This window comes from Cohnella boryungensis (assembly GCF_042651945.1).
Classification (GTDB): domain Bacteria; phylum Bacillota; class Bacilli; order Paenibacillales; family Paenibacillaceae; genus Cohnella; species Cohnella boryungensis.
Genome location: NZ_JBHSED010000023.1, coordinates 71,983 through 91,592 on the forward strand (window position 1 = coordinate 71,983; position 19,610 = coordinate 91,592).

Below are 19,610 nucleotides of genomic sequence, written 5' to 3' on the forward strand. Positions count from 1 at the left end.
AGATTACGGTGACGATTCAAGCAAGCGGAAGCGTAGAGAAGTGGGGGGTGTTCGAGCTCCCGCTTCGCGGGCCGAGCACAGGCAACCCCTTCCGCGACCATTCCGTACAGGCGGTATTCCGTTTCGGCGGACGAGAGGTTAAGGTTAACGGCTTCTACGATGGCGAAGGCAAGTACCTAGTCCGGTTCCTGCCGGATCGGGAGGGCGAGTGGAGCTACGAGACGATCAGCGCTACCGCCGAGCTAAACGGCGTGTCGGGCCGCTTTGAATGCGTGCCGCCATCGGCGGGCAATCGCGGGCCGGTTCGGGTTCGCGACGCCTATCATTTCGCCTATGAGGACGGCACGGTGTATCACCCGTTCGGCACGACCTGCTACGCCTGGATCCATTTCGGGGAGGAGATGCAGGAGCAGACGCTGCAGTCCTTGTCCGGCGCGCGATTCAACAAGCTGCGCATGTGCGTGTTCCCGAAGCACTACGCGTTTAACACGATCGATCCGGACATCTATCCGTTCGAGCAGAAGCCGGAAGGCGGCTTTGACTTAACCCGCTTTAATCCGCTTTTCTTCGCGAAGCTGGAGAGGCGCATTCTGGACCTGCAGAAGCTGGGAATAGAGACGGATTTGATCTTGTTCCATCCCTATGATGAAGGGCACTGGGGCTTCGACCGCATGGATGCCGCCGTCGACGACTTCTATTTGCGCTATGCGATTGCTCGTCTGGCTTCGATTCGCAGCGTATGGTGGTCGCTGGCCAACGAGTACGATTTCATGAAGGAGAAAACGCTGACCGATTGGGATAGGCTGTTCCGGATTGTACAGGAGGAAGACCCGTATTCCCATCTGCGTTCTATCCATAACGGAACCCGAATGTACGACCATGGCAGCATTCGCTTCTATGACCATGCCAAGCCGTGGGTGACGCATCTGAGCGTCCAGCATTGGGACGTAACGCTGCCTCCGATCTGGCACAGGCAGTATGCGAAGCCGATGGTGATCGATGAATGCTGTTACGAAGGCAATCTGCCGCAGCGCTGGGGCAATATTACCGCAGAAGAGATGACCCGGCGATTCTGGGATTCGGTCGCGCGGGGCGCGTATTGCGCCCATGGAGAAACCTATGCGGATCCGGAGAACGATATCTGGTGGGCGAAGGGCGGCAAGCTGCACGGCTCCAGCCCGGAGCGAATCGCGTTCCTCCGGGAAATTCTGGAGGAGGCGCCCGACAACTGCTCGCCGATTCCTCAGATTTACGATGTGCCAACCATCGGCGTAGAAGGAGAGTATTACTTGCAATATTTCGGCCTTCACCGTCCTTGCTATCGCGACATTCCTCTTCCCGAGGAAGCCGAGTTTGCCGTCGATATTATCGACACATGGGCGATGACCGTAACCAAGGTCGAAGGAACCTTCTCGGGGCTGAGCCGCGTGGAATTGCCGGATAAGGTGTATCAGGCCGTTCGCATCCGCAGGATCAAGTAGATTCGCCGATCGTGTTCAGCGTATTCGGCAGAAGCTGCTGCAGCACGTATTGCGCAGTCTCTGCGGGATGCGAGAGCGGAAATTGATGAGCGTAAGGCAATAGAGTTCTGCGCAGCCCGCGGAACGGCTGCGGGATATCGGAGCGGACGTCTTGAGTTCCCCATGCAACGGAAACCTTGTCCGCGCTCCAGCGGCTTGGATGAAGGCGGGGCCTTCTCCGATCGGCGAGCGCGGACATAACCTCGGCAGTCGTTGTACGAATACGGGGAGACTTCATGTCGGCGCGTAATCCCGCCAAGTAGCCTTCCGGAATCTCCCCCTCGCTAACGAAGCTTCCGGAGGAAAGCAATCTCCTGCGCAAAGACCCGAGGGACAGGATACGCAGCAACGCTTGCGTAACCGGGGAGAATCTGAAGGACGGACTGACGGGCTCCAGTACGGGCTGGAGCAGAACGGCGCGTTCTATGCGATCTCCCATTGTCTCCAGCATTCGGCCGGCAAGGTAGCCTCCGAAGGAATGCCCGACGAGCACGACCTTGGAGTTCAGACTGCGGATCAGGCCCTCCAGCGCTTGCTCGAACCCTCGCAGAACCGAGCGGTCGTGATGGAAGGGAGAGCGGCCGAATCCCGGAAGATCGGGAAGGATGACAGGATGCCCCTGATCGGACAGATGCTGCGCAAGCGGCATGAGCGGCAAGGAATGGCTGAAGGTGCCGTGTACAAGAACGATCGGGGTCCCTTGTCCGGGGCTTTCCAGCGTGACCATGCCTGCTCTTGTTCGTGGCTGGAAACGCGCAGGGAATCGAACCGGCTCGCGCGCGAGCCGATAATCCAGATCTGCGATAACCAAGGGCAACGTGGATCGCTCCAGCGAGAGAGGCATGCCGCTCGCCGCCGCAATATCGTCCTTGGCTTCGGTCGGATAATCGGAATTCACGATAAAATCGAGGGATTCCTTAGGAAGTCCGACCAACCGGCCCCCGCCGAGGCCGAGCAGCCTCTTGACGAGAGGGAAGGGGACGCTTCCCTTCGGACCGCCCACGCGCGTCTCCTTAGCGATCAGCCGGATCAGCTCGATCATATCGGGGCTGTCTTTTTGCCGGTCCAGCAAGTAGTAGGTCCGGTTCGCCGGATGCGCTTCCCCCGCCAGGGCGGCAATGAGCTTTGCCACATGATCTACATGCACAAGAGGGAGCCAATAGCTGCCGCCGCCCGGCACCAGGGGCATCAGCTTCCTGCGTACCGCGTCAACCAGAAGGCCTAGCCCACCGGTCTGCTCGGTAACGCCTGTTACGGAGTCGCCTACGACGACGCTCGGGTTGATCACCGACAAGGGAATCTGCAGAGCTTGAAGCTCCTGTCGGATGAGAAGATCGGCTTCGAACTTCATTCTCTCGTAGGCGGGCTCTCGGCGGCTTGGTTCGGCCGGCTTTCTATTCTCCCAATCGTCCGAATAGGGGGATTTATACCCCACGACATGGATAAAATGACTTAACCGTTTCGCGGCATGAAGGGTTCGGGCAAGCTCGGCGATCTCGCGGGCAGCCCCCAGAAAAACCCTCTCTGCCGCTTCCTCCTTCAACTGAATGTCCATAGGCCCGCCCGCGTGAACAATGAGGTCTGCCGTCAACACCCGTTGCAGATCGTCGGGCGAGAGGCCTAACGAAGGCGAGGTGAGATCGCCTTGCACCGGGTGGATGGAGGTGAAGTCATGCCATCCGATCCCCTTCAACCCCTCAAACAGCCTGTCTTTGGAGCGCGCGAGCACGAAAAGCTTGTGACCCGCCTTGGCTAGCTCCGCCACTGCATATTTTCCGATATAGCCGCTGCCGCCCGTAATAAATATCGAACTCATCCCGGAGAATCCCTCTTTTCATCTTATAGTACTGATTAGTGCTAATTAGGGGTAAAAAAATTACTTCAGCAAAAATGCCAAAGCATGGAGAACGCGAGGCAAGAGCGTCTCGTCCTGCTGGGTATGCTGCAGGAACAAGCCGCCTTCGATCATGGATACGATCATGACGGCAATTTGCGATACCGGCAGCTCGGAGCTGAACTCCCCGCGAGCGATCCCCTCGTGAAGCAACCTCTCTATCGTTGCGATCTGATTATGGAAGAAATGGCTGATTTCCTCTCTTACGAAGCGGCTTTCCCGATTCGTCTGAACATATAGGGTGAGAAAGGGGCAGCCGCCGAGACTGTCGGGTCCTTGGTCGGCCAGCAAGGAAGCGAACCGGCGAAGCCGTTCCGCGACGGCAAGCTGCGACTGACCGGCGATTTCGGCAATGACCTGCTCATAGCGGTCGATCATCTGTGTGACGATAGCGCTCAGGAGCTCCTCCTTGCTCTTGAAGTGGTAATAAATATTCGTCTTGGACACTTTGCTCGCGGCTACGATCTCATCCATGCTGGTCATGGGATAGCCCTTCTCCAGGAAAAGGCCGGTTGCGATACGGATCACGATATCGCGGTTGGAAGGCTTTGATTTTTTCGTCATACTAGAACTATACAGTACTAAATGTAGGTAGTCAAACTTTATCATTTCTCCTATCGCCCTACATCCCGGGCTTAATGCTATAATAGCTTACATAAAGCCTGCTCCGTCGCAGTTCGGGCAGGTCGAGCTGGCGAGTCGGGAGGTGGAGGGCCACCGTGGATACTGGATTATGGATGTCGATCCTATTGTTTCTCGCAGCGGGGCTGATGGGCTTCGTCACCGTGCTGTCCTATCGCAAGCGTCAGCTGCATGTTGCGCGAACGATGATCCTGGTGATGCTCGCCGCGGCCTTCTATGCGGTCGGATATGGACTGGAGCTGATGAGCCGAAGCCTGAGCGGCGTTAAGCTTTCGCTTCAGATTCAATACCTGGGGATTCCGTTCGTTACCGTGCTATGGCTGCAGCTGGTCATCCAATTTACCGGAGTCACGGTGCGCATGCGTAGACGTCTGGCTTTGCTCCTGTTTATCATCCCCATGTTCACCTTTCTCTTTCACCTTACGAACGAATGGCATCATCTTATCTATACCGATTACATCCTTAACGACAGCGGAAGCGTACCGCTGTACCATACCGCCAAGGGTCCCTGGTACGCTGTTCATGCGATTTATAACTATTCTATTCTGGCGTGCGGCATCGGCTTGATCGTGCCGATGTATTGGCGATCGCTGCCTTTTGTGCGGAAGCAAATCTTCGTGCTCATTCTGGGAGCGATAGCGCCCGCTTTCTTTAACTTGGCTTATGTCTTCGGCAAAAATATCGATTTTACGCCGTTCGGATTTGCGATATCGGGCATCGTGTTCGTGTGGGGCATCTTCCGCTTTAACCTGATGAGGCTGACGCCGCTCGCTCTGGCCAAGGTGTTCGACACGATCCGGGACGGCGTTGTCCTGCTGGATTACGAGGACCAGATTGTCAGCTACAATGTCGCGGCCGAGGAGGTTTTTCCCAGATTGGCCGCCATATCCGGCTATCCTGTGCCTGGTAAGGACGTGCTGTCGGATATTCCGGGCTTGCCGGAACGATTATCGGCGGCGAACGGCAAGGAAGATCGTTTTCCGCTCCAGCTTGCGCAGGGGAACCGCCTCAGGCATTACATCTGCAGTCTTTCCAATATCGGGGACGAGGGACGAACTCCTATTGGCAAAATTCTCATGTTCAACGATATTACGGAGCTGATGGAGAACGAGAGCCGCTTGCGCGAGACCGCGCGTCAGCTTTCCGAGCTTAACGCCTTTAAGGACAAGCTGTTTACCGTGGTAGCTCACGACATTCGCGATCCGATTGCGCATCTGGTCAGCCTGACCGAGCTGATGAGCGAGGAGCCGGCGGATTCCAACCTTCTCCAAGCCGAGGTGTTTCAAGAGATGCAGGGGCAAGTGCGCAGCACGTTCCATCTGGTCGACAACCTCCTGGACTGGTATCGCAGTCAGAACGGAGAGGTGTCCTTCCGACCGTCGGGGTGGAGCCTGCAGCAGGTTGTTCGGCAAGCCCTCGCCCTTGCCGGGGCAAGGGCGGGGATGAAGCGGATCGAGATGACGGAGAACGTCGATGAGGCGCTGACGGTGTTCGCCGACAAGGAAATGCTTGATCTCATCCTGAGAAATCTGCTGTCGAACGCGATCAAGTTCACCGGAATCGGAGGGAAAATCGAGATTGGCGCCGCGCTGGACGATCAGGTGGTGACCGTGTCGGTCAAAGACAACGGTGCGGGAATCGACGAGGAGACGTCCGCGCTGCTGCGCCAAGAGGAGCTATTCTTCAAGGAGCGTGGCGCTGAGGGCGAAGGCGGGGCCATGCGATTCGGTCTGGTGCTGACCCGCGAGTTCCTGCGGATTCACGGCGGAAGGCTTGGATTCAACAGCGTTCCGGGAGCGGGGACGAATTTTACATTCACGCTGCCTGGTTATGCAAGCAGGGAGAATACGGAGCACGAAAAGGAAGCGGAGGTGGGCTGACGATGAAGGTCATCCTGGTGGACGATGAACCTGTCATGCATCTGATTATGCGGAAAATGCTGGATAAGCTCCCGGAGGTCACTGTGGCTGCGGCATTCACCGACACGCGCTCCGCTGCCGCTTATCTGAGCGAGAATGCGGATATCGGCATTGCCTTCGTCGATATCTCCATGCCCGAGGAGGGCGGACTAAGCTTCGCCGCCAAGATGGAGAATACGGGCAACGGAGCCCAGATTGTGTTCGTCACCTCGCACAAGAAGTACGCCTTGGAAGCGTATGACTTGTCCGTAGTCGATTACTTGATTAAGCCGGTATCCCAGGAGCGGCTGGAGCGAACGGTGAATCGCGTGCGTGCGGGACGGGACTCCTTGCGCGGGCGGCCTAGCCGCGAGGTCGCGTCCGGAGAGGTGTCGGAGCTTGTCATTACAACGCTGGGCGACTTCGCGATTCAGAACAAGTCCGGCCGGGTGAAATGGATCTCGAACAAAAGCGCGGAATTGTTCGCGTATCTGCTGCTCTATCGAGGCAAACGGGTCGCGCGCTCGCGTCTGGTGACCGATATTTTCGGCGGAATGACCCGGGAGAATGCAGAGAAATATTTGAATACGGCCGTCTATCAGCTGCGGAAGTCGCTGGAGCCCTTCGGCATGAGGGAAACGATCCGATCGGAGAATGACGGTTATGTTCTGGAGCTGGGCCGCGCGACCATCGATTACGAGGAATTCGAGCGGCAGGCGAGTCAATTCTCCCATGTAGAAGCCGGCAACGCGGAGCATCTGCTGCAAGTCGAGAGGCTGTATACGGGGGATTTGTTCGGAAGCAAAGCCTACGTGTGGGCGGTGCATGAGACGGAGCGTCTTGCTGAGCTATATGCATCCTTCGTGCAGCGATTGGCCGAAGCTCTGACCTCCATTGGAAGCTTGACGGCGGCTTTCAAGCTGCTTGTCAAGCTGCATGCCCGCAATCCTCTGGATGAGGAGATTGTGAGCCGACTGATGAAGATTCACGCGCAAGAGGGCAACAAGAAGGGGCTGACCGCCCAGTATACGGACTACGTCAAGCTGCTGAACAGAGAGCTGGGCATTCGTCCTTCCAGATCGTTGATTCTCCTGTATGACTCCTTGATCATGAAGCTGTCTGATAGCAGAAAATAATAAATTCAGGAAAACGAGAGAAACGATAGAGTAAGTATCTGTACGATTCCGTATAGATATTTACTTTTTTTATTTTACTCGATATAATCGCTTTATCTAGACGCTTTCGTACAGAAAGGGGTGATGGAAATGCCTAAGATTCTTGCAACGGAAGAGCAATGGATTGAAGCGGGAATGGCTTATTTCGCGAAGGGCGGGGCGGAAGCGCTGGTCGTGGAGAAAATCGCGGCCGAGCTCGGAACGAGCAAGAGCAGCTTCTATTGGTACTTCAGCAATCGCGGGGTTTACCTGCAACGCATCGTGGAGGAATGGACGGCGAGATCGACCACCCAAGTGATGGAAATCTCGGTGCAAGCGCCTAAGGCGGAGGAGCAGCTTCAATCTATGCTCCGGCAGATGTTCTCGGTTACCGGGAAGGGGGATTTTCTCTTTTACCTGCGTAAGCTCGCTTTGCAAGAGCCTTCTTACGCTTCCGTATTGCAGAGAATCGAACAAGCGAGAATGGATCACGCGAAGGAGCTGTTCATTCGTCGGGGCTTCCCCGACGAGCGGGCCTCGCACCTCTCATGGATGCTCTACCATTATTACTTGGGCTGGTATGAACGCCATAAGAACGTGACCCAATCCGCTGCCGAGGTGGAGCGTCATCTGGACAGACTTCTGGCGGAGTGGAGCCTTGACGAAGGAGGGGACGGGAAATGACCGAGGCTTTGGCATGGGGGACGTCAGGCGTGCTGCTCGGGATTGCTCTCCTGCATGTGTACTGGTTGCTGGGCGGAAGGAAAGGACATGAGGCGGCAGTTCCCCATACGGGGCAGCGGCCGCTCTTCCGGCCTTCCAAGCTGGCTACGGGAATCGTAGCTTTGCTGGCGGCGTTAGCTGCCTGGTTCGTATTGGAGTGGGCCGGAATTCGAAGGGGGATCTTTCCTTCTGCGGTGCTGCCCTACGGAGGATGGGCGTTAACGGCCGTATTTCTCCTTCGGGCAGTGGGCGACTTCAAGTGGCTTGGCTTGTTCAAAAGCCGGAAGGGAACGACGTTCGCCAAATGGGATACGCTGCTGTACTCGCCTCTGTGCCTGACGATAGGCGTCGGGCTGCTTGCAATTGCTTGGCTCCGTATGCAGGCGTAACGCCGGCTCTTTACTTTTCTTCCGGGAGTTCTCGGCTGCGAGCATACTCTTCCAGCAATTCGAGGGCCGGCTCGAAGTCCGGTTCGAGGCTGAGGAGGTTACGCAGATAGCCTTCGGCTTGATCGACTCGATCGAGCATATGGCAACATAGCGCCAGATTGTACGAGGTGCCAATATACCCGCCGTATAGCCGAGCTGACTGCTTGAAGTAGAAGATTGCACGCTCGTAAGACTCCAACTCATACAGCAGGGAGCCGAGCTGAAAGGCCAGATCCCGCTTCTCTCCCAGCGGATAATAAAGCTGCCACACCTGGTCGACCGCGTCTAGCATCGCGGTCTTCTCACGGGGAGAGGCCTGTTCGGCCAGCTCCATCAGTCTCGGATAGTAGTGCGAGAACTGATGCGCATCGTACAGACTCAACCGCAGATAGGCCAGCAAATCTTCAATCAACATCTCGGTTATGCTGCGCTTGGCATGACTAATGACGCTGTAGAAATCATCCGGTCCGAATTCCGCGACCAAACGGCGATAAGCCCTTGCGGTCTCTCTATAGCGTATCGCATCGCTTGCCATGAACAGCGCTCCGACATTCACGTGGTTGAAGCCGATGTCGGGAAATAAGGCAATACCGCCTTCGGCTTCGCATATCGCTTTGAAGGCGTGATAGTTGACGGATAGAGAAACGCTGCCATGCCGGACCAGCTCCGGGGGATTCGCGCTTAGAAGATCGCCGATGAGGTGGCTGCCTTTGTCGGCGGTCAGCAGCAGCAGGCCGCTCTCGCCGGACAGGGCGCGCAGCCGACGCAGGCAACGCAGCCCGATTGCGGGATACAGCAGGTAGCCGTTATCCGTGGAGGCGGAGTAACGGTCAAGCAAGCTTGCCAATTCGGGCTCGGGATAGGGAGGCTCCGTGCACCTTCTGCGCAAGTAGCGGGCTTTAACCTTCTTAAGCGCTTGGGCCGGCTCCGACTCGTCTACAGGCTCTGCGGTCTCCAGCGTAACGAGGCAATGAGACAGAGTTCCCTTGTGCACATAGTAAAGATCCTGGGGAAGGCTATCCAACACATAATTGGCAATGACCACGAGAGGAGAGCCAAGGCTGTTCGCACGGAGGGTTGTCCCGCTTAGCAGAAGCGTAATTTCCTCAGTCTGCTGCGCGTCGAAGAGAGCCATATCCAGCAGGCCTTCGCTCCAATAACGCTCAAAGGACGGATGCCGCCGCCAAAACTCCAGGTTGCTTGTCGTAAAATCGGTTAAGACATAGCGGAAAGATTGAAGAGGCAGATCGCATTCTTGGCAGAGGGCGCTCAGCCGGGTCAAGAAATGATAGGCGAATCGTCCTGACCCGGCTCCTAGCTCGCAGATGTACAGCGGCTCATTCGGAAGCGAGGAAGCGGCGGTCATTCTCTGCCGATCCTGCAGGAAAGCGAATACCAGCTCGGCATAGCAATTCGCCATGACCGGATGGCTTGTCACGTAATGAGGTACTTCGCCGTTGCGCCATGCCTCGACGCCCTTCCGGGAGAAATATTGATTCTGATAGTCCCACAGTCTCGACTGCGATAATCTGACGTTCACTTCCAGCGTCTGCATAGCGCCTCCGTCCAGGATGACCTCTTAATTACGGTCTTGCATTCAGTGATTAACAATTGTCTTAGTGCGGTCGAGGAGGCGGGGAGCCTCTTCTTCGTTTTTTCTTGATATGCCGGTTATCCGAATCCGAATCGCTATGTTCCGACTTGGAATCTCTATCGCTATCGGATTCATTGTCAACCCGATCGCTGTCTTCCGAATCCTGCGCTCTGTGTCTTTTGTCGACTCGAATTCCTGCGGCTACGGCAGCCGCTGCAGCGGAATGAAATGCCGAATAATTGGTTGAGCCGCTGCCATTGCCTGCTTTAATGCTATGGAACAGGGGGTGGAGTCCCTTGTCGTCCTTTCTTGCATCATTGACCAGTGAAAGGTTTCTGGAACGAACCTGTCCTTCCGGGAAACCGGCACTGCCGCCTTTATTCAGCTTATGCTCCAGTGCGGCGGCTTTTCCCTCCGGATTTGTCAAGTCCAGCGTCTTGTATCTTCTTTCATCTTGCCAGAGATCAAACTGACCCTGACTCTCACGGTTTAATCTTCTCCTCACCCGGGCGGGGAAGCCCTTGCCTCCTCTACTCAGCAGATCCCGAAATGCTTGAGGGACGGCCGTATTGAATTTTTTGCGGTAGGCCGCGTAAGGAAGGGGGGGCGTATACTTGGCAGCACGTTTCTGGCCGGGTGCTCTGCCTGATTGATTTAAGGGGATAATTCTGCGATGTGCTGCGAATAGGATGCGATTGCTTCGCACAGAAACGACGCCGTCACGATCCCGATGCATACCGGCAAGCCTGGAGAAGGTTTCGCCGGATGCTCCTTTTCCACGCCCCACCTCTTGTGCAAAGGTATCGGAAAGCTCCTTTTTATCTTCGATTTCACTGCGTGCGATGGGTTTCCTGACGCTTTGAATTCTCTCGAAAGCTTGGGCGAAGTTGTCGCTATCCATGCCGGAGTCCTCATCGGACGACGACTCCTCCAGAACCTCTCGCACATACTTGGCGGGCGACTTCCCTACCTTGCTGCGCTCTGCATCCACAAGGACTCTTCTGTCCTTGGATTCTTGGCCGTCCGAGTCATCCGCAACATCGTCATCATCATCCGCAAGCTTAGGCCAACCATCGTCATCATCATCGTCATCATCCCGTTCATCATCCGCAAGCGCAGGCCCGCCATCATCATCGTCATCGTCCCATTGGTCATCCGCAAGCGCAGGCCCACCATCATCGTCGGCCGCAACCCCTTTATCATCGTCCCCCCCGTCATCATCCTCTTCCTCATCATCGGTGTGGTGCTTTTCTTCCGGTTCGTTCAAAAATTGTTCCCCCGGCTTCAGGCGATAATCGTCGCTGACTTCTTCCCTTGTGCCGTTGGATTTAATAATGAACTTTCCCTGGATGACAGGGGCAATCGGAGGCGTAATCTGAAGAGGGCGCGGCTGGACTGCTCCTGCTCGGCCGGCGATATCGGCTTGCTCGCCCATAAGATCGGCTTCCCGCTCCAGATCGGACTGAAGGTTGAACTTTTTCCCTTTGGCTTGAAGGGTGGGCTTCACCTTCCCTTGCTTCTGTTGGACGACGTGCCAGGCCTCGTGAGGGAGATGCTTCTCTTGGCCGGCTCCCAGATGGATGTCCGTGCCTGCGGCAAAGGCATGCGCTTGAATTTGCTCCGGCTTGCGAGAGTTATAGTGCACGGCGACGTCATCCATGGCGATCCCGGAGAGGCTCTCGATTCCGCTCTTCAACGGGGCGGGGAGACCCGATCTGCCATCCGGCCGCAGCATCTGAGAGGCGGCTCGATTGCCGAGCATCCCCTGAAGCTCAAGAATGTGGGCAGGGCTCATAGGCGCTCCTGTACCCGGCGACGCATCCGGGCCGGAGCGTGAGGAAGAAGCGGAAGAGAGCGTTGGGGATTCGGTTTTGGAATCGGGAGAGTGGACAAATCCGGGCATGGGAGGCACCTGTTTCTGTTAGAGGTATTATCGTTCCGTTCATATGCGATAACCAGATTTTACTATGCAATCGGGCGATTGGATAGTCGTTTCTGACTAATCGTGCGGCTTGGAAGTTCTTTCGGCTTATTTTCATGGATAATTTTCAGAAACTTAAAAAAAATGTTGTAACATGTAAAAATATTCATATATGATTAAAAAGTAGTCATAATATCTCGAATTGGGAGGTGCGGAATAGAAAACGTTATAAATTGTGTAAGGAACGACGGCTTCATCAATCGGGAGGTGTAATGATGGATTTAATTCGAAGATATTTATGGCTGGCATTCCTTCTGCTGGGCATTGCAGGGTTCGCGTTCGTGTGGCTGGTTATTCCCCGCGAGCCGGAGATCGAGAAGCTGTGGCATCTCTATGCGAAGCTGGCGACCTACGGCTGTATTCTCGGTTTTATTGCGTTCTTCCCCAATCGGCTGAAGTACGGTCATCTGCTGGTATATGCACCGTTTATTATTTTTCTCGGGTTTTTGATTCCCAGAGTGAGCTTCTTCGGAGTTACGGGCAACGTGATCGTGACGAATTTCGAGTCGGTCGGAGAATGGTACACGCTGCTGTATTTGCTCGTCGTTCAGATGATCAATTTCTCCGTTTCCTTCGCTTATCGAATGGGAGGCGGAACGCCGGGCAAGACGATCAAGATTTCCCTGCTGGCTACAATCACCTTGTTCTCCGGCTTTCTCGATCTGGCATTCTACACCATCAATCCGGTCGAAATTCCCGAGGGCGGCCTCATCTATGCCCACCATATTATCGTATTTCTAGGCCACGCTCCTTCCTACGACGAGACGATAGTGTTCGCTCTCTGTCATATTCCTTTGTTCCTGCTCGTCTTGTTCGCGCCTCTGGACAAGTGGTTTCAGCGGATCTCCCAGCGCGTGCAGAGCAGAGGGAAGTCCGAGGCGGCGATCTCTTCATGAGTTCTTCCGGGATGAACGGGGCATGACCGCGGCAGGAAAACCCCGCCTTCTATCGGCTATGGTCAAGCGGGCCGCAGAGCAAGCCAGGCGGCCGGGAATTGCGCTGTTTCTGCGGAATATCGGCGTCACCTTCGTGTTCAAGGCATTGTCTTTGCTGATGACGCTGGTCGTTTACGTGCTGTGCGCCCGAGAGCTTGGCGTCATTACTTGGGGTCAGGTTGCACTTATCGGCAGCGTCGCGAATATTCTATTAATTCCGTTGACCTTCGGTTTATACAACGGCATCGTGAAATACGTTCCGGTCGAGTCCGAGGCGGACAGCCGGGAATTAATGGGGACTGCGTTGCTCGCCAATCTGGTCTTATCGGCGCTGCTCGCCGCCGTTCTGCTCCTGTCGGGGCCGTTTGTCGAGCGGCTGTTCGGCTTCCCGCCCTCATCATGGCTGCCTGCCGTTGCGCTAGCCATGAGCATCAACCTGTATATCCTCACAGAGTCCTTTTTACGCGGTCGGCAGCAATTCTTTCGTCTTGGATTGTACAAGCTGCTGGGTTCGATTGTATTTCTTGCATGCGCGCTGGCTGCTCTGTATCTGCTCGGGGTCAAGTCGCTGCTCAGCTACGTTGTTCCTTTAATCGCACAGAATTTGTTTTTTTTCTTCAGCGCCTTGCGCGGCAACGGCTTGCGTCCGCTCCAGGTGACGAAGCGGGCGTTAAAGAAGCTGTTTGCCTATGGTTTCTTTATCATGCTGTCCTGGCTGGTGTCGACGCTGTTGTTTACCGCCGATCTGCTGCTGGTGGCCAAATTCGCCACAGAATACGAGCTGGGCGTCTATTCCGTATACCAGAATACGATAAGAAGCCTGTGCACGATCTTGTTCCATGATGTATTTGCCGTCGTATTTCTGCCGATGATCGCGGCGCTTAACAAGCGGCACGTCGACCGCTTGCTGGTGAAGTACGCCGTCCCGATTGGAGGGGTCGTGTGGCTCGGCGCCGGTCTGGTGACGGTAATGCTGATCCTGTTTCTGGGCAAATCGTTTCCATTGGACTGGCTCTATGTGGGCTTGACCTCGGCCGGCATTGCGATGAATATGATGTACCTGCTCTTCACCTCGGTCATCTCTCTGGACGGAGCCAGAGCGGCAAGACTGACCTTCCTTGCTCTGATAATTCCGATTCCTGGGGTGCTGTTGATGGAATACTTGCTCGTCAAGCATTCCGGCGTTATCGGAGGCATGATTGCGGTCATCGCGCTTAACGCGGTTCTGTTGATCGTTTTCCGGACGGCAATCCGATGGTTCTATCGCTTTCAATCGGACCCGGAGAAAGGAGTGCTTGCTCATTGATTAAAATCAGTGTCGTTATTCCTACCTATAATAACAAGCGTCTGCTTAAGAACGTGTTGGAAGCTCTGAACGACCAATTGGATATCGAGCGCGGCGGCTACGAGGTCATCGTCGTGGACGACGGCTCGAACGATAACACACGGGAAGAGGTAGCGGATATTCCCCGAACGTATCCTTTTCATTACGTTTATTTGGAGCGTTCGCCGGATTCCTGCCGGGCCAGAGTGCGCAACGAAGGCTGGAGACGGGCCCGCGGCGAATTCGTCGCCTTTCTGGATTCAGATATGATTGTCGCCCGAAGCTATATGCGGGAGCTTGGGCGTTACTTCACTGCCCGTCCCGATATGCTTGTCATATCCTATCGTTACATGCTGAAGGAGCCGATCGCCTTCGAGGAGGTCAAGTCGGGCCGCGTATTTCAGCAGAACTACCGCTCGCTAGAGTACCTGGAGGCGCGTCACTTCGACAGTCAGCTTCACTCGTTCAATCTGTCGGCTCTGGAGCACCCGTGGCACTGCGTCTATTCCTGCAATATGGCTTTGCCGCGCGCGCGGCTGGAGCAGCTCGGCGGGTTCGATGAAGGCTACAAGGGCTGGGGGATGGAGGATACGGATATCGGGTACCGCTGTTATCGCCTCGGGATGCGAATCGTGTCTCATCTGGGCATTGAAGCGTTGCATCAGTACCACGGGGAGGCGTACGGCGACCTCAGAAGCGTGGAGAAGATGATCGAGTGGGATCTGAATATTACGCGGATGTATCGGATTCATCCGAGCTTAAGCCGCGAGCTGCCCAGATGGCGTATCAACGCCGCGTACTTCGCCCGCCGTGTTCCGCTGATGCTCATGCGCAGAGAGCGAAATCGAACGGAGCGTGTGTACATTGTGCGGGAGGAAGCCGACATTCCCGCGCTTCAGGCGGAGATTGAGGCGCTGTCATCGCAGCCCGGATACCTGATTCTGGTGAAGGACGAGCTGGAATCGTCAAGCCTTCATCTATGGATTCAACTGCTGGGCTACACGCCAAGCGAAATTCGCTATTTTCCGCGTTCCTACATGTTCGAGCCGGCGGAAATCAACCGGTTTTTCGGTAAAGTGTTTCCGTGGCGCAAGCTGTTTGTTCTCATTTACAGATGTCTCAGGCTGCTGGGGAACAAGCTCGTCCGTTCAGTTCACAGGTCCAATCCGTTGCCGACGAAGAAGTAAGAGATGGTTCCTTGCTTCATTACAGGAAGGAGGCGGGACAGAGAATGGAATTAGGCAAAGAAACGATTCCGTTGCCCAAAAGACCCCATCTGCTGGAAATTATCATGCTGCTTTTTCAGCAGCTGCGGCCCAGGCAATGGTCCAAAAACCTGCTTGTTTTCGGGGCGCTGGTATTCAGCGTCGATGAGATAAATCTGGGAGGCCTGAAGTCGAGCGTAACGGCATTTCTGCTGTTTTGCTTCGTATCGGGATGCGTTTATATTTTGAATGATTACGTGGATCGGGAAGCGGATCGTCAGCATAGGGACAAGGCCAATCGCCCGATGGCGTCGGGAAGGCTGAATCCGGCATTGGCGCTGACGTTCGGAGGTTTTCTGCTGGCGGGGTCACTTGCCGTCGGCTTCTATCAGAACAGCTTGTTCGGGCTTCTGCTGACGGCCTATTTTGCGATGAACGTCTCCTATTCGTTAAAGCTGAAGCATGTCGTCATTCTAGATATTATGATTATTGCAGCCGGCTTCGGAATGAGGGCGGTCGGCGGAGGTCTTGTGCTCAAGACGAGCTTTACGCCGTGGTTTCTGCTATGCGTGTTTTTCCTGTCGCTATTTCTGGCTATCGGCAAGCGGAGGCACGAGCTGCTTCTGCTGGAATTCAACCGGGGCTCGCACCGCAAGGTGCTGTTGAATTATTCCGAGCCGCTGCTTAATCAGATGTCCGGCGTCGTCACGACGATGACGATCATGTGTTACTCGTTGTATGCGTTTATCTCCAGCCAGACGGTCCTTATGTGGACGATTCCTTGCGTCATCTATGGCATGTTCCGTTATCTCTATTTGATTCATGTGCTGGGGAAGGGGGGCAAGCCTGAGGCTCTACTCTATGAAGACAAAGGCATTCTGGCCTGCGTGCTCCTATTCGCAATTGCGGTTGTGCTCATTCATAATGTTCAGGGCTCCGGAGGGTAAGCGGAAGAGGAGAACGTTAATCTGCCGTCTTTCAGCCGTGCAGATACTTTTCCGTCAGCACCGAGAGCATTTCAATGCCGATCTCATTTTCTCCTCCTTGAGGAATGATGATGTCGGCATATTTCTTGGAAGGCTCAATGAACGCTTCGTGCATCGGCTTTACCGAGTTCAAATACTGGGTGTGAATGGAACGGATCGTCCTGCCGCGCTCCTCGATATCCCTCAGCACCCTTCGAAGGATGCGCACGTCCGGATCGGTATCCACGAACACTTTAATATCGAGCAGAGCGCGAAGCTTCTCGTCGGACAGCACATGCAGCCCTTCGAGAATGACGATGTTGTTGGGCGGCAGCTCGACCGATTCGGAAGCGGAACGCGAATCGACGGTGAAGTCGTAGACGGGGGCATGAACGGTTCGACCTTCCCGAAGAGCGGCAAGATGCGCGATGAGCAGCTCATTGTCGAAGACTAGCGGATGATCGTAGTTGATGGCCCTGCGCTCCTCCGGACTGAGATGGGCGTGATCCTTATAATAGTTGTCCTGAGAGATAAAGGTGACCTTGTCGGCGCCTAGACGGGCGATAACGGAGCGGGCCACCGTCGTTTTGCCGGAGCCGGTGCCGCCTGCAATACCGATAATCAGCATAGCGCGAATGAACCTCCTGACGGGAATGGACGTGAAGACGCAAAGCTCAATTTTAGCATAGCCTGCGCCCCTTTTCATCTTGGGAAGGGAGGAACCTTGGGAGTGAAGCTTTATACCGCAACAGACCGGGAAGAGAGGGCGGCCCTCCTTCCCGGTCTGTTGTCGTTTTACTTCACATAATCCGCCATGGAGCGAATCTCGACGCTTCCCGCCAGACCGGGAACGAACGGTTCGCCCTCGATCGACCTCGGGTAGAATTCGACCGTAACCGGGTATCCCGGCAGCAGATCGAAGAAATTATCGCTGAACGTGCCCTCCTGTTCGGCTGTAAGACAAATCTGCACGGCCAGGCTGTCCGTCTCCAGCGTAAGGGATGTGCGTCCGTCCTCATCGCTGCGCGTCGTCCGCAGCTCAGGCCGCGGCAAGACGAGCTCCTTGGCCGATACGAAGTAATGCACCTTGCTGTCCACTACGGTTCCCGCTTGCGCGAAGCGAGCCAGAAGCAGCACCGCTCCCGGATCGCGTCTCTCTAGCAGCTCCTTCCTCGAGAAGCTGCGAACCCGTTCGGCCGCATTGCCGGAGAGGGTGATCTCCTGATGCCAGGCTTGCAGCTCGCGGCCGGAGAAATCCAGCAGCTGAAGCTCCAGCGTTCCGCTTAAGGCGTCTCTAAGATCGGATATGAGGTGAATATCGATCCGCTCCTCGCGAGTGCCGTCAATGGATACCAGAACGTCGCGGAAGCTGCGGCGGGCGTAATATTGCGTAGCCTTCCAGCGTCCATAATAATCCATGCTGGACCAGGAGGCGACTGGCCAGCAGTCGTTCATCTGCCAGTACAGCGTTCCCATGCAGTAGAACTTGCGGCGGCGGTGCGCCTCGATGGCCGTTTTCATCGCCTCCGCCTGCAGAATGTGGCTCATATACAGGAACGAGGAGAAGTCCTTCGGCTCGGGTAAATATTTCTCCATATATTGACGAATCAGTTGGTTGCCTTGCCCGTTCTTCTGGTGGCGAAGCATCACCTCGGATTCCAGATAAAGGTCGGATTCTTCGGCGTAGGATAGAACCGTGCGCCGCTCGGGGAACGATTGGAAGCCGTACTCGCTCATGAATCGTCCAATGATCCGATTGTATTGATCGAACGGCTCCAGATTGTGCCAGACGCCCCAATAGTGCATGTCGCCGCTTGTAGAATCGTAGCGGGCATGCTGCCGGGCATCCCCGCTCAACGAGTGAAGCGGAGAGGATGGCCAATAATCGACTTCTCCGTGAAGCTCGAAGATCGCGCTTGGCAGAATGCGATGGAAGACGGCCGTGTAGCTGGTCCACATTTCTTCCCGTTGCTCCGGCGTATAGTGCTTTTTCCAGCCCCAGCCGTGATTCTCGTCATAGTGAGCCCATGCGGTATCGATCTCGTTGTTGCCGCACCACAAAGCGAGACAAGGATGATTGCGAAGACGTTTGATCTGCTGCTCGGCTTCGGCCCGCACACTGTCCAGGAATGCTTGATCGCCCGGATACATGCTGCATGCGAACATGAAATCCTGCCAGACGAGCAGGCCGTACTCGTCGCAAAGCTCGTAGAACAGATCGCTCTCGTACACGCCGCCGCCCCACACGCGCAGCATATTCATGTTCGACTGTACTGCCGATGCGATCTCGTGTCGGTAACGCTCCTCGCTGACTTCCGTGATGAAGCTGTCGTTCGGAATGTGGTTGGCTCCCTTGGCGAATACGGGGAAGCCATTTAATTCGAATTGGAAGCCGGCGCCGTGCTCGTCGTCCTCCCGGACTAGGCGAATAGAGCGAAGTCCTGTCTTGACCGACTTCTCGGCAATTGCCTCATTGCCTTGCCGCAGCGCGGCGGTAAACGTGTAGCGAGCCTGCTCGCCCAGGCCTCTCGACCACCAGAGCCGGGGAGAATCGATCGTAATGTCCAGTTGGACCGTTTGGCTGCCCGTCTGAAGACGAACGGCCTCCTCCCATTGCAGGTCGTCCGCTTGCAGTCTAAGCTGACCTTCCCAATCCCGGGTCGCCTCCGCTTCAAGAACAACGGTCAGCAGCGCGGTATCTGCCGTAATTTTGTTCTGCCTCACGTACAGATCGCGCAGACGTATGCCCGACCAGGCAACCAGCCGGATGTCCTTCCATATGCCGCTCGTGACAAAGCGCGGCCCCCAGTCCCAGCCGTAATGATAAGGCGCTTTGCGCGAGAAAATGCTGACCCTTCGTTCTCCCAGCTCGCCCACATCGGATTGATCGTTAGACGCGGGCAGGGGGTAGCCGAGCTTCTCCAGCTTGGGCAGGTCTTCTTGAATCGGGGAGCGGAAACGAATATGCAACCGATTCTCACCCGCCCGCAGCAGCGGCTTGGCGTCAACTGTCCAGGAACGGAACATATTGTCCGCCGCGAGGAGTGCCTGCCCGTTCAGAGAAACGTCGGCATACGTATCCAGACCGTCCAGCTCAAGCTCGATACGCTCCTGAAGCAGAAGCTCCTCCGATATATCGAACTCGGTTTCGTATTCCCAATCGCGCTTGTCGATCCATTGCAGCTCCTTCTCGTTGGTGCCGTAGAAGGGAGCCGGGATCTTGTCGTTGCGCAGCAAATCGGTATGCACGCAGCCCGGGACTTGGGCCGGAAGCCACAGACTGTCGCCAGCGGCTCGAAACTTCCAGTTGTTCGTAAGGGTTAGGGTTAGGCTCATTGCAGTCTCCT

At 55.6% G+C, this 19,610-nt stretch carries 15 protein-coding genes; 9 read left to right on the forward strand and 6 right to left on the reverse strand.

Translation table 11 applies throughout. From position 1 onward, the window contains the following. Nucleotides 1-8 precede the first annotated feature (8 nt). Nucleotides 9-1,481, forward strand: a complete 1,473-nt coding sequence (locus ACFO1S_RS13330) for a DUF5605 domain-containing protein (RefSeq protein ID WP_378126923.1) — start codon at nt 9-11, stop codon at nt 1,479-1,481. Here ACFO1S_RS13330 and ACFO1S_RS13335 read toward each other — a convergent pair. After that, nucleotides 1,474-3,336: an alpha/beta fold hydrolase gene (locus ACFO1S_RS13335; protein WP_204604870.1), complete on the reverse strand. Its 1,863-nt coding sequence runs from the start codon at nt 3,334-3,336 to the stop codon at nt 1,474-1,476. The genes ACFO1S_RS13330 and ACFO1S_RS13335 overlap by 8 nt on opposite strands. Nucleotides 3,337-3,396: 60 nt before the next feature. Further along, entirely contained in the window at nt 3,397-4,023 is a 627-nt protein-coding gene (locus ACFO1S_RS13340) for a TetR/AcrR family transcriptional regulator (protein ID WP_378126926.1), read from the reverse strand. Nucleotides 4,024-4,133: 110 nt separating this feature from the next. Between ACFO1S_RS13340 and ACFO1S_RS13345 the strand changes: the two genes are divergently transcribed. The 4 genes from ACFO1S_RS13345 (at nt 4,134) to ACFO1S_RS13360 (ending at nt 8,220) form a co-directional block, all read left to right on the forward strand. Beyond that, the gene (locus tag ACFO1S_RS13345) at nt 4,134-5,936 is read left to right on the forward strand and encodes a sensor histidine kinase (protein ID WP_204604868.1); all 1,803 of its coding nucleotides are present in this window, start codon (nt 4,134-4,136) and stop codon (nt 5,934-5,936) included. Nucleotides 5,937-5,938: 2 nt separating this feature from the next. After that, nucleotides 5,939-7,090 (forward strand): response regulator, encoded by a 1,152-nt coding sequence (locus tag ACFO1S_RS13350; RefSeq protein ID WP_204604867.1) that lies wholly within the window; start codon nt 5,939-5,941, stop codon nt 7,088-7,090. Nucleotides 7,091-7,219: 129 nt separating this feature from the next. Further along, a complete protein-coding gene (locus ACFO1S_RS13355; RefSeq protein ID WP_204604866.1) occupies nt 7,220-7,792 on the forward strand; it encodes a TetR/AcrR family transcriptional regulator in 573 nt (190 codons plus the stop codon). Next, entirely contained in the window at nt 7,789-8,220 is a 432-nt protein-coding gene (locus tag ACFO1S_RS13360; protein ID WP_204604865.1) for a DUF3995 domain-containing protein, read from the forward strand. The genes ACFO1S_RS13355 and ACFO1S_RS13360 overlap by 4 nt, the downstream gene beginning before the upstream one ends. 10 nt (nt 8,221-8,230) lie before the next feature. Here the strand turns inward: ACFO1S_RS13360 and ACFO1S_RS13365 are convergent, their stop codons facing one another. Both ACFO1S_RS13365 and ACFO1S_RS13370 read right to left on the reverse strand, forming a co-directional pair. Further along, nucleotides 8,231-9,814: a tetratricopeptide repeat protein gene (locus ACFO1S_RS13365; protein ID WP_204604864.1), complete on the reverse strand. Its 1,584-nt coding sequence runs from the start codon at nt 9,812-9,814 to the stop codon at nt 8,231-8,233. Between the two features lie 61 nt (nt 9,815-9,875). Further along, entirely contained in the window at nt 9,876-11,648 is a 1,773-nt protein-coding gene (locus ACFO1S_RS13370) for an eCIS core domain-containing protein (protein WP_204604863.1), read from the reverse strand. A 398-nt stretch (nt 11,649-12,046) separates the two neighbouring features. Between ACFO1S_RS13370 and ACFO1S_RS13375 the strand changes: the two genes are divergently transcribed. Genes ACFO1S_RS13375 through ACFO1S_RS13390 form a run of 4 tightly spaced genes read left to right on the forward strand, consistent with a single transcriptional unit; the run spans nt 12,047 to nt 16,245 of the window. Then, on the forward strand, nt 12,047-12,730 hold the full coding sequence (locus tag ACFO1S_RS13375) for a hypothetical protein (protein ID WP_204604862.1): 684 nt from the start codon (nt 12,047-12,049) through the stop codon (nt 12,728-12,730). A gap of 22 nt (nt 12,731-12,752) precedes the next feature. Continuing rightward, the gene (locus tag ACFO1S_RS13380; RefSeq protein ID WP_204604861.1) at nt 12,753-14,075 is read left to right on the forward strand and encodes an oligosaccharide flippase family protein; all 1,323 of its coding nucleotides are present in this window, start codon (nt 12,753-12,755) and stop codon (nt 14,073-14,075) included. Beyond that, entirely contained in the window at nt 14,072-15,280 is a 1,209-nt protein-coding gene (locus tag ACFO1S_RS13385) for a glycosyltransferase family 2 protein (protein WP_204604860.1), read from the forward strand. Before ACFO1S_RS13380 ends, ACFO1S_RS13385 begins: the two co-directional genes overlap by 4 nt. 44 nt (nt 15,281-15,324) lie before the next feature. Then, nucleotides 15,325-16,245, forward strand: coding sequence for a decaprenyl-phosphate phosphoribosyltransferase (locus ACFO1S_RS13390; RefSeq protein ID WP_204604859.1), 921 nt, complete (start codon nt 15,325-15,327; stop codon nt 16,243-16,245). Nucleotides 16,246-16,276: 31 nt separating this feature from the next. Here the strand turns inward: ACFO1S_RS13390 and udk are convergent, their stop codons facing one another. Then, nucleotides 16,277-16,891 (reverse strand): uridine kinase, encoded by a 615-nt coding sequence (gene udk, locus ACFO1S_RS13395; protein ID WP_204604858.1) that lies wholly within the window; start codon nt 16,889-16,891, stop codon nt 16,277-16,279. 167 nt (nt 16,892-17,058) lie between these two features. Beyond that, a complete protein-coding gene (locus tag ACFO1S_RS13400; RefSeq protein WP_204604857.1) occupies nt 17,059-19,599 on the reverse strand; it encodes a beta-mannosidase in 2,541 nt (846 codons plus the stop codon). Between the last annotated feature and the right edge of the window lie 11 nt (nt 19,600-19,610).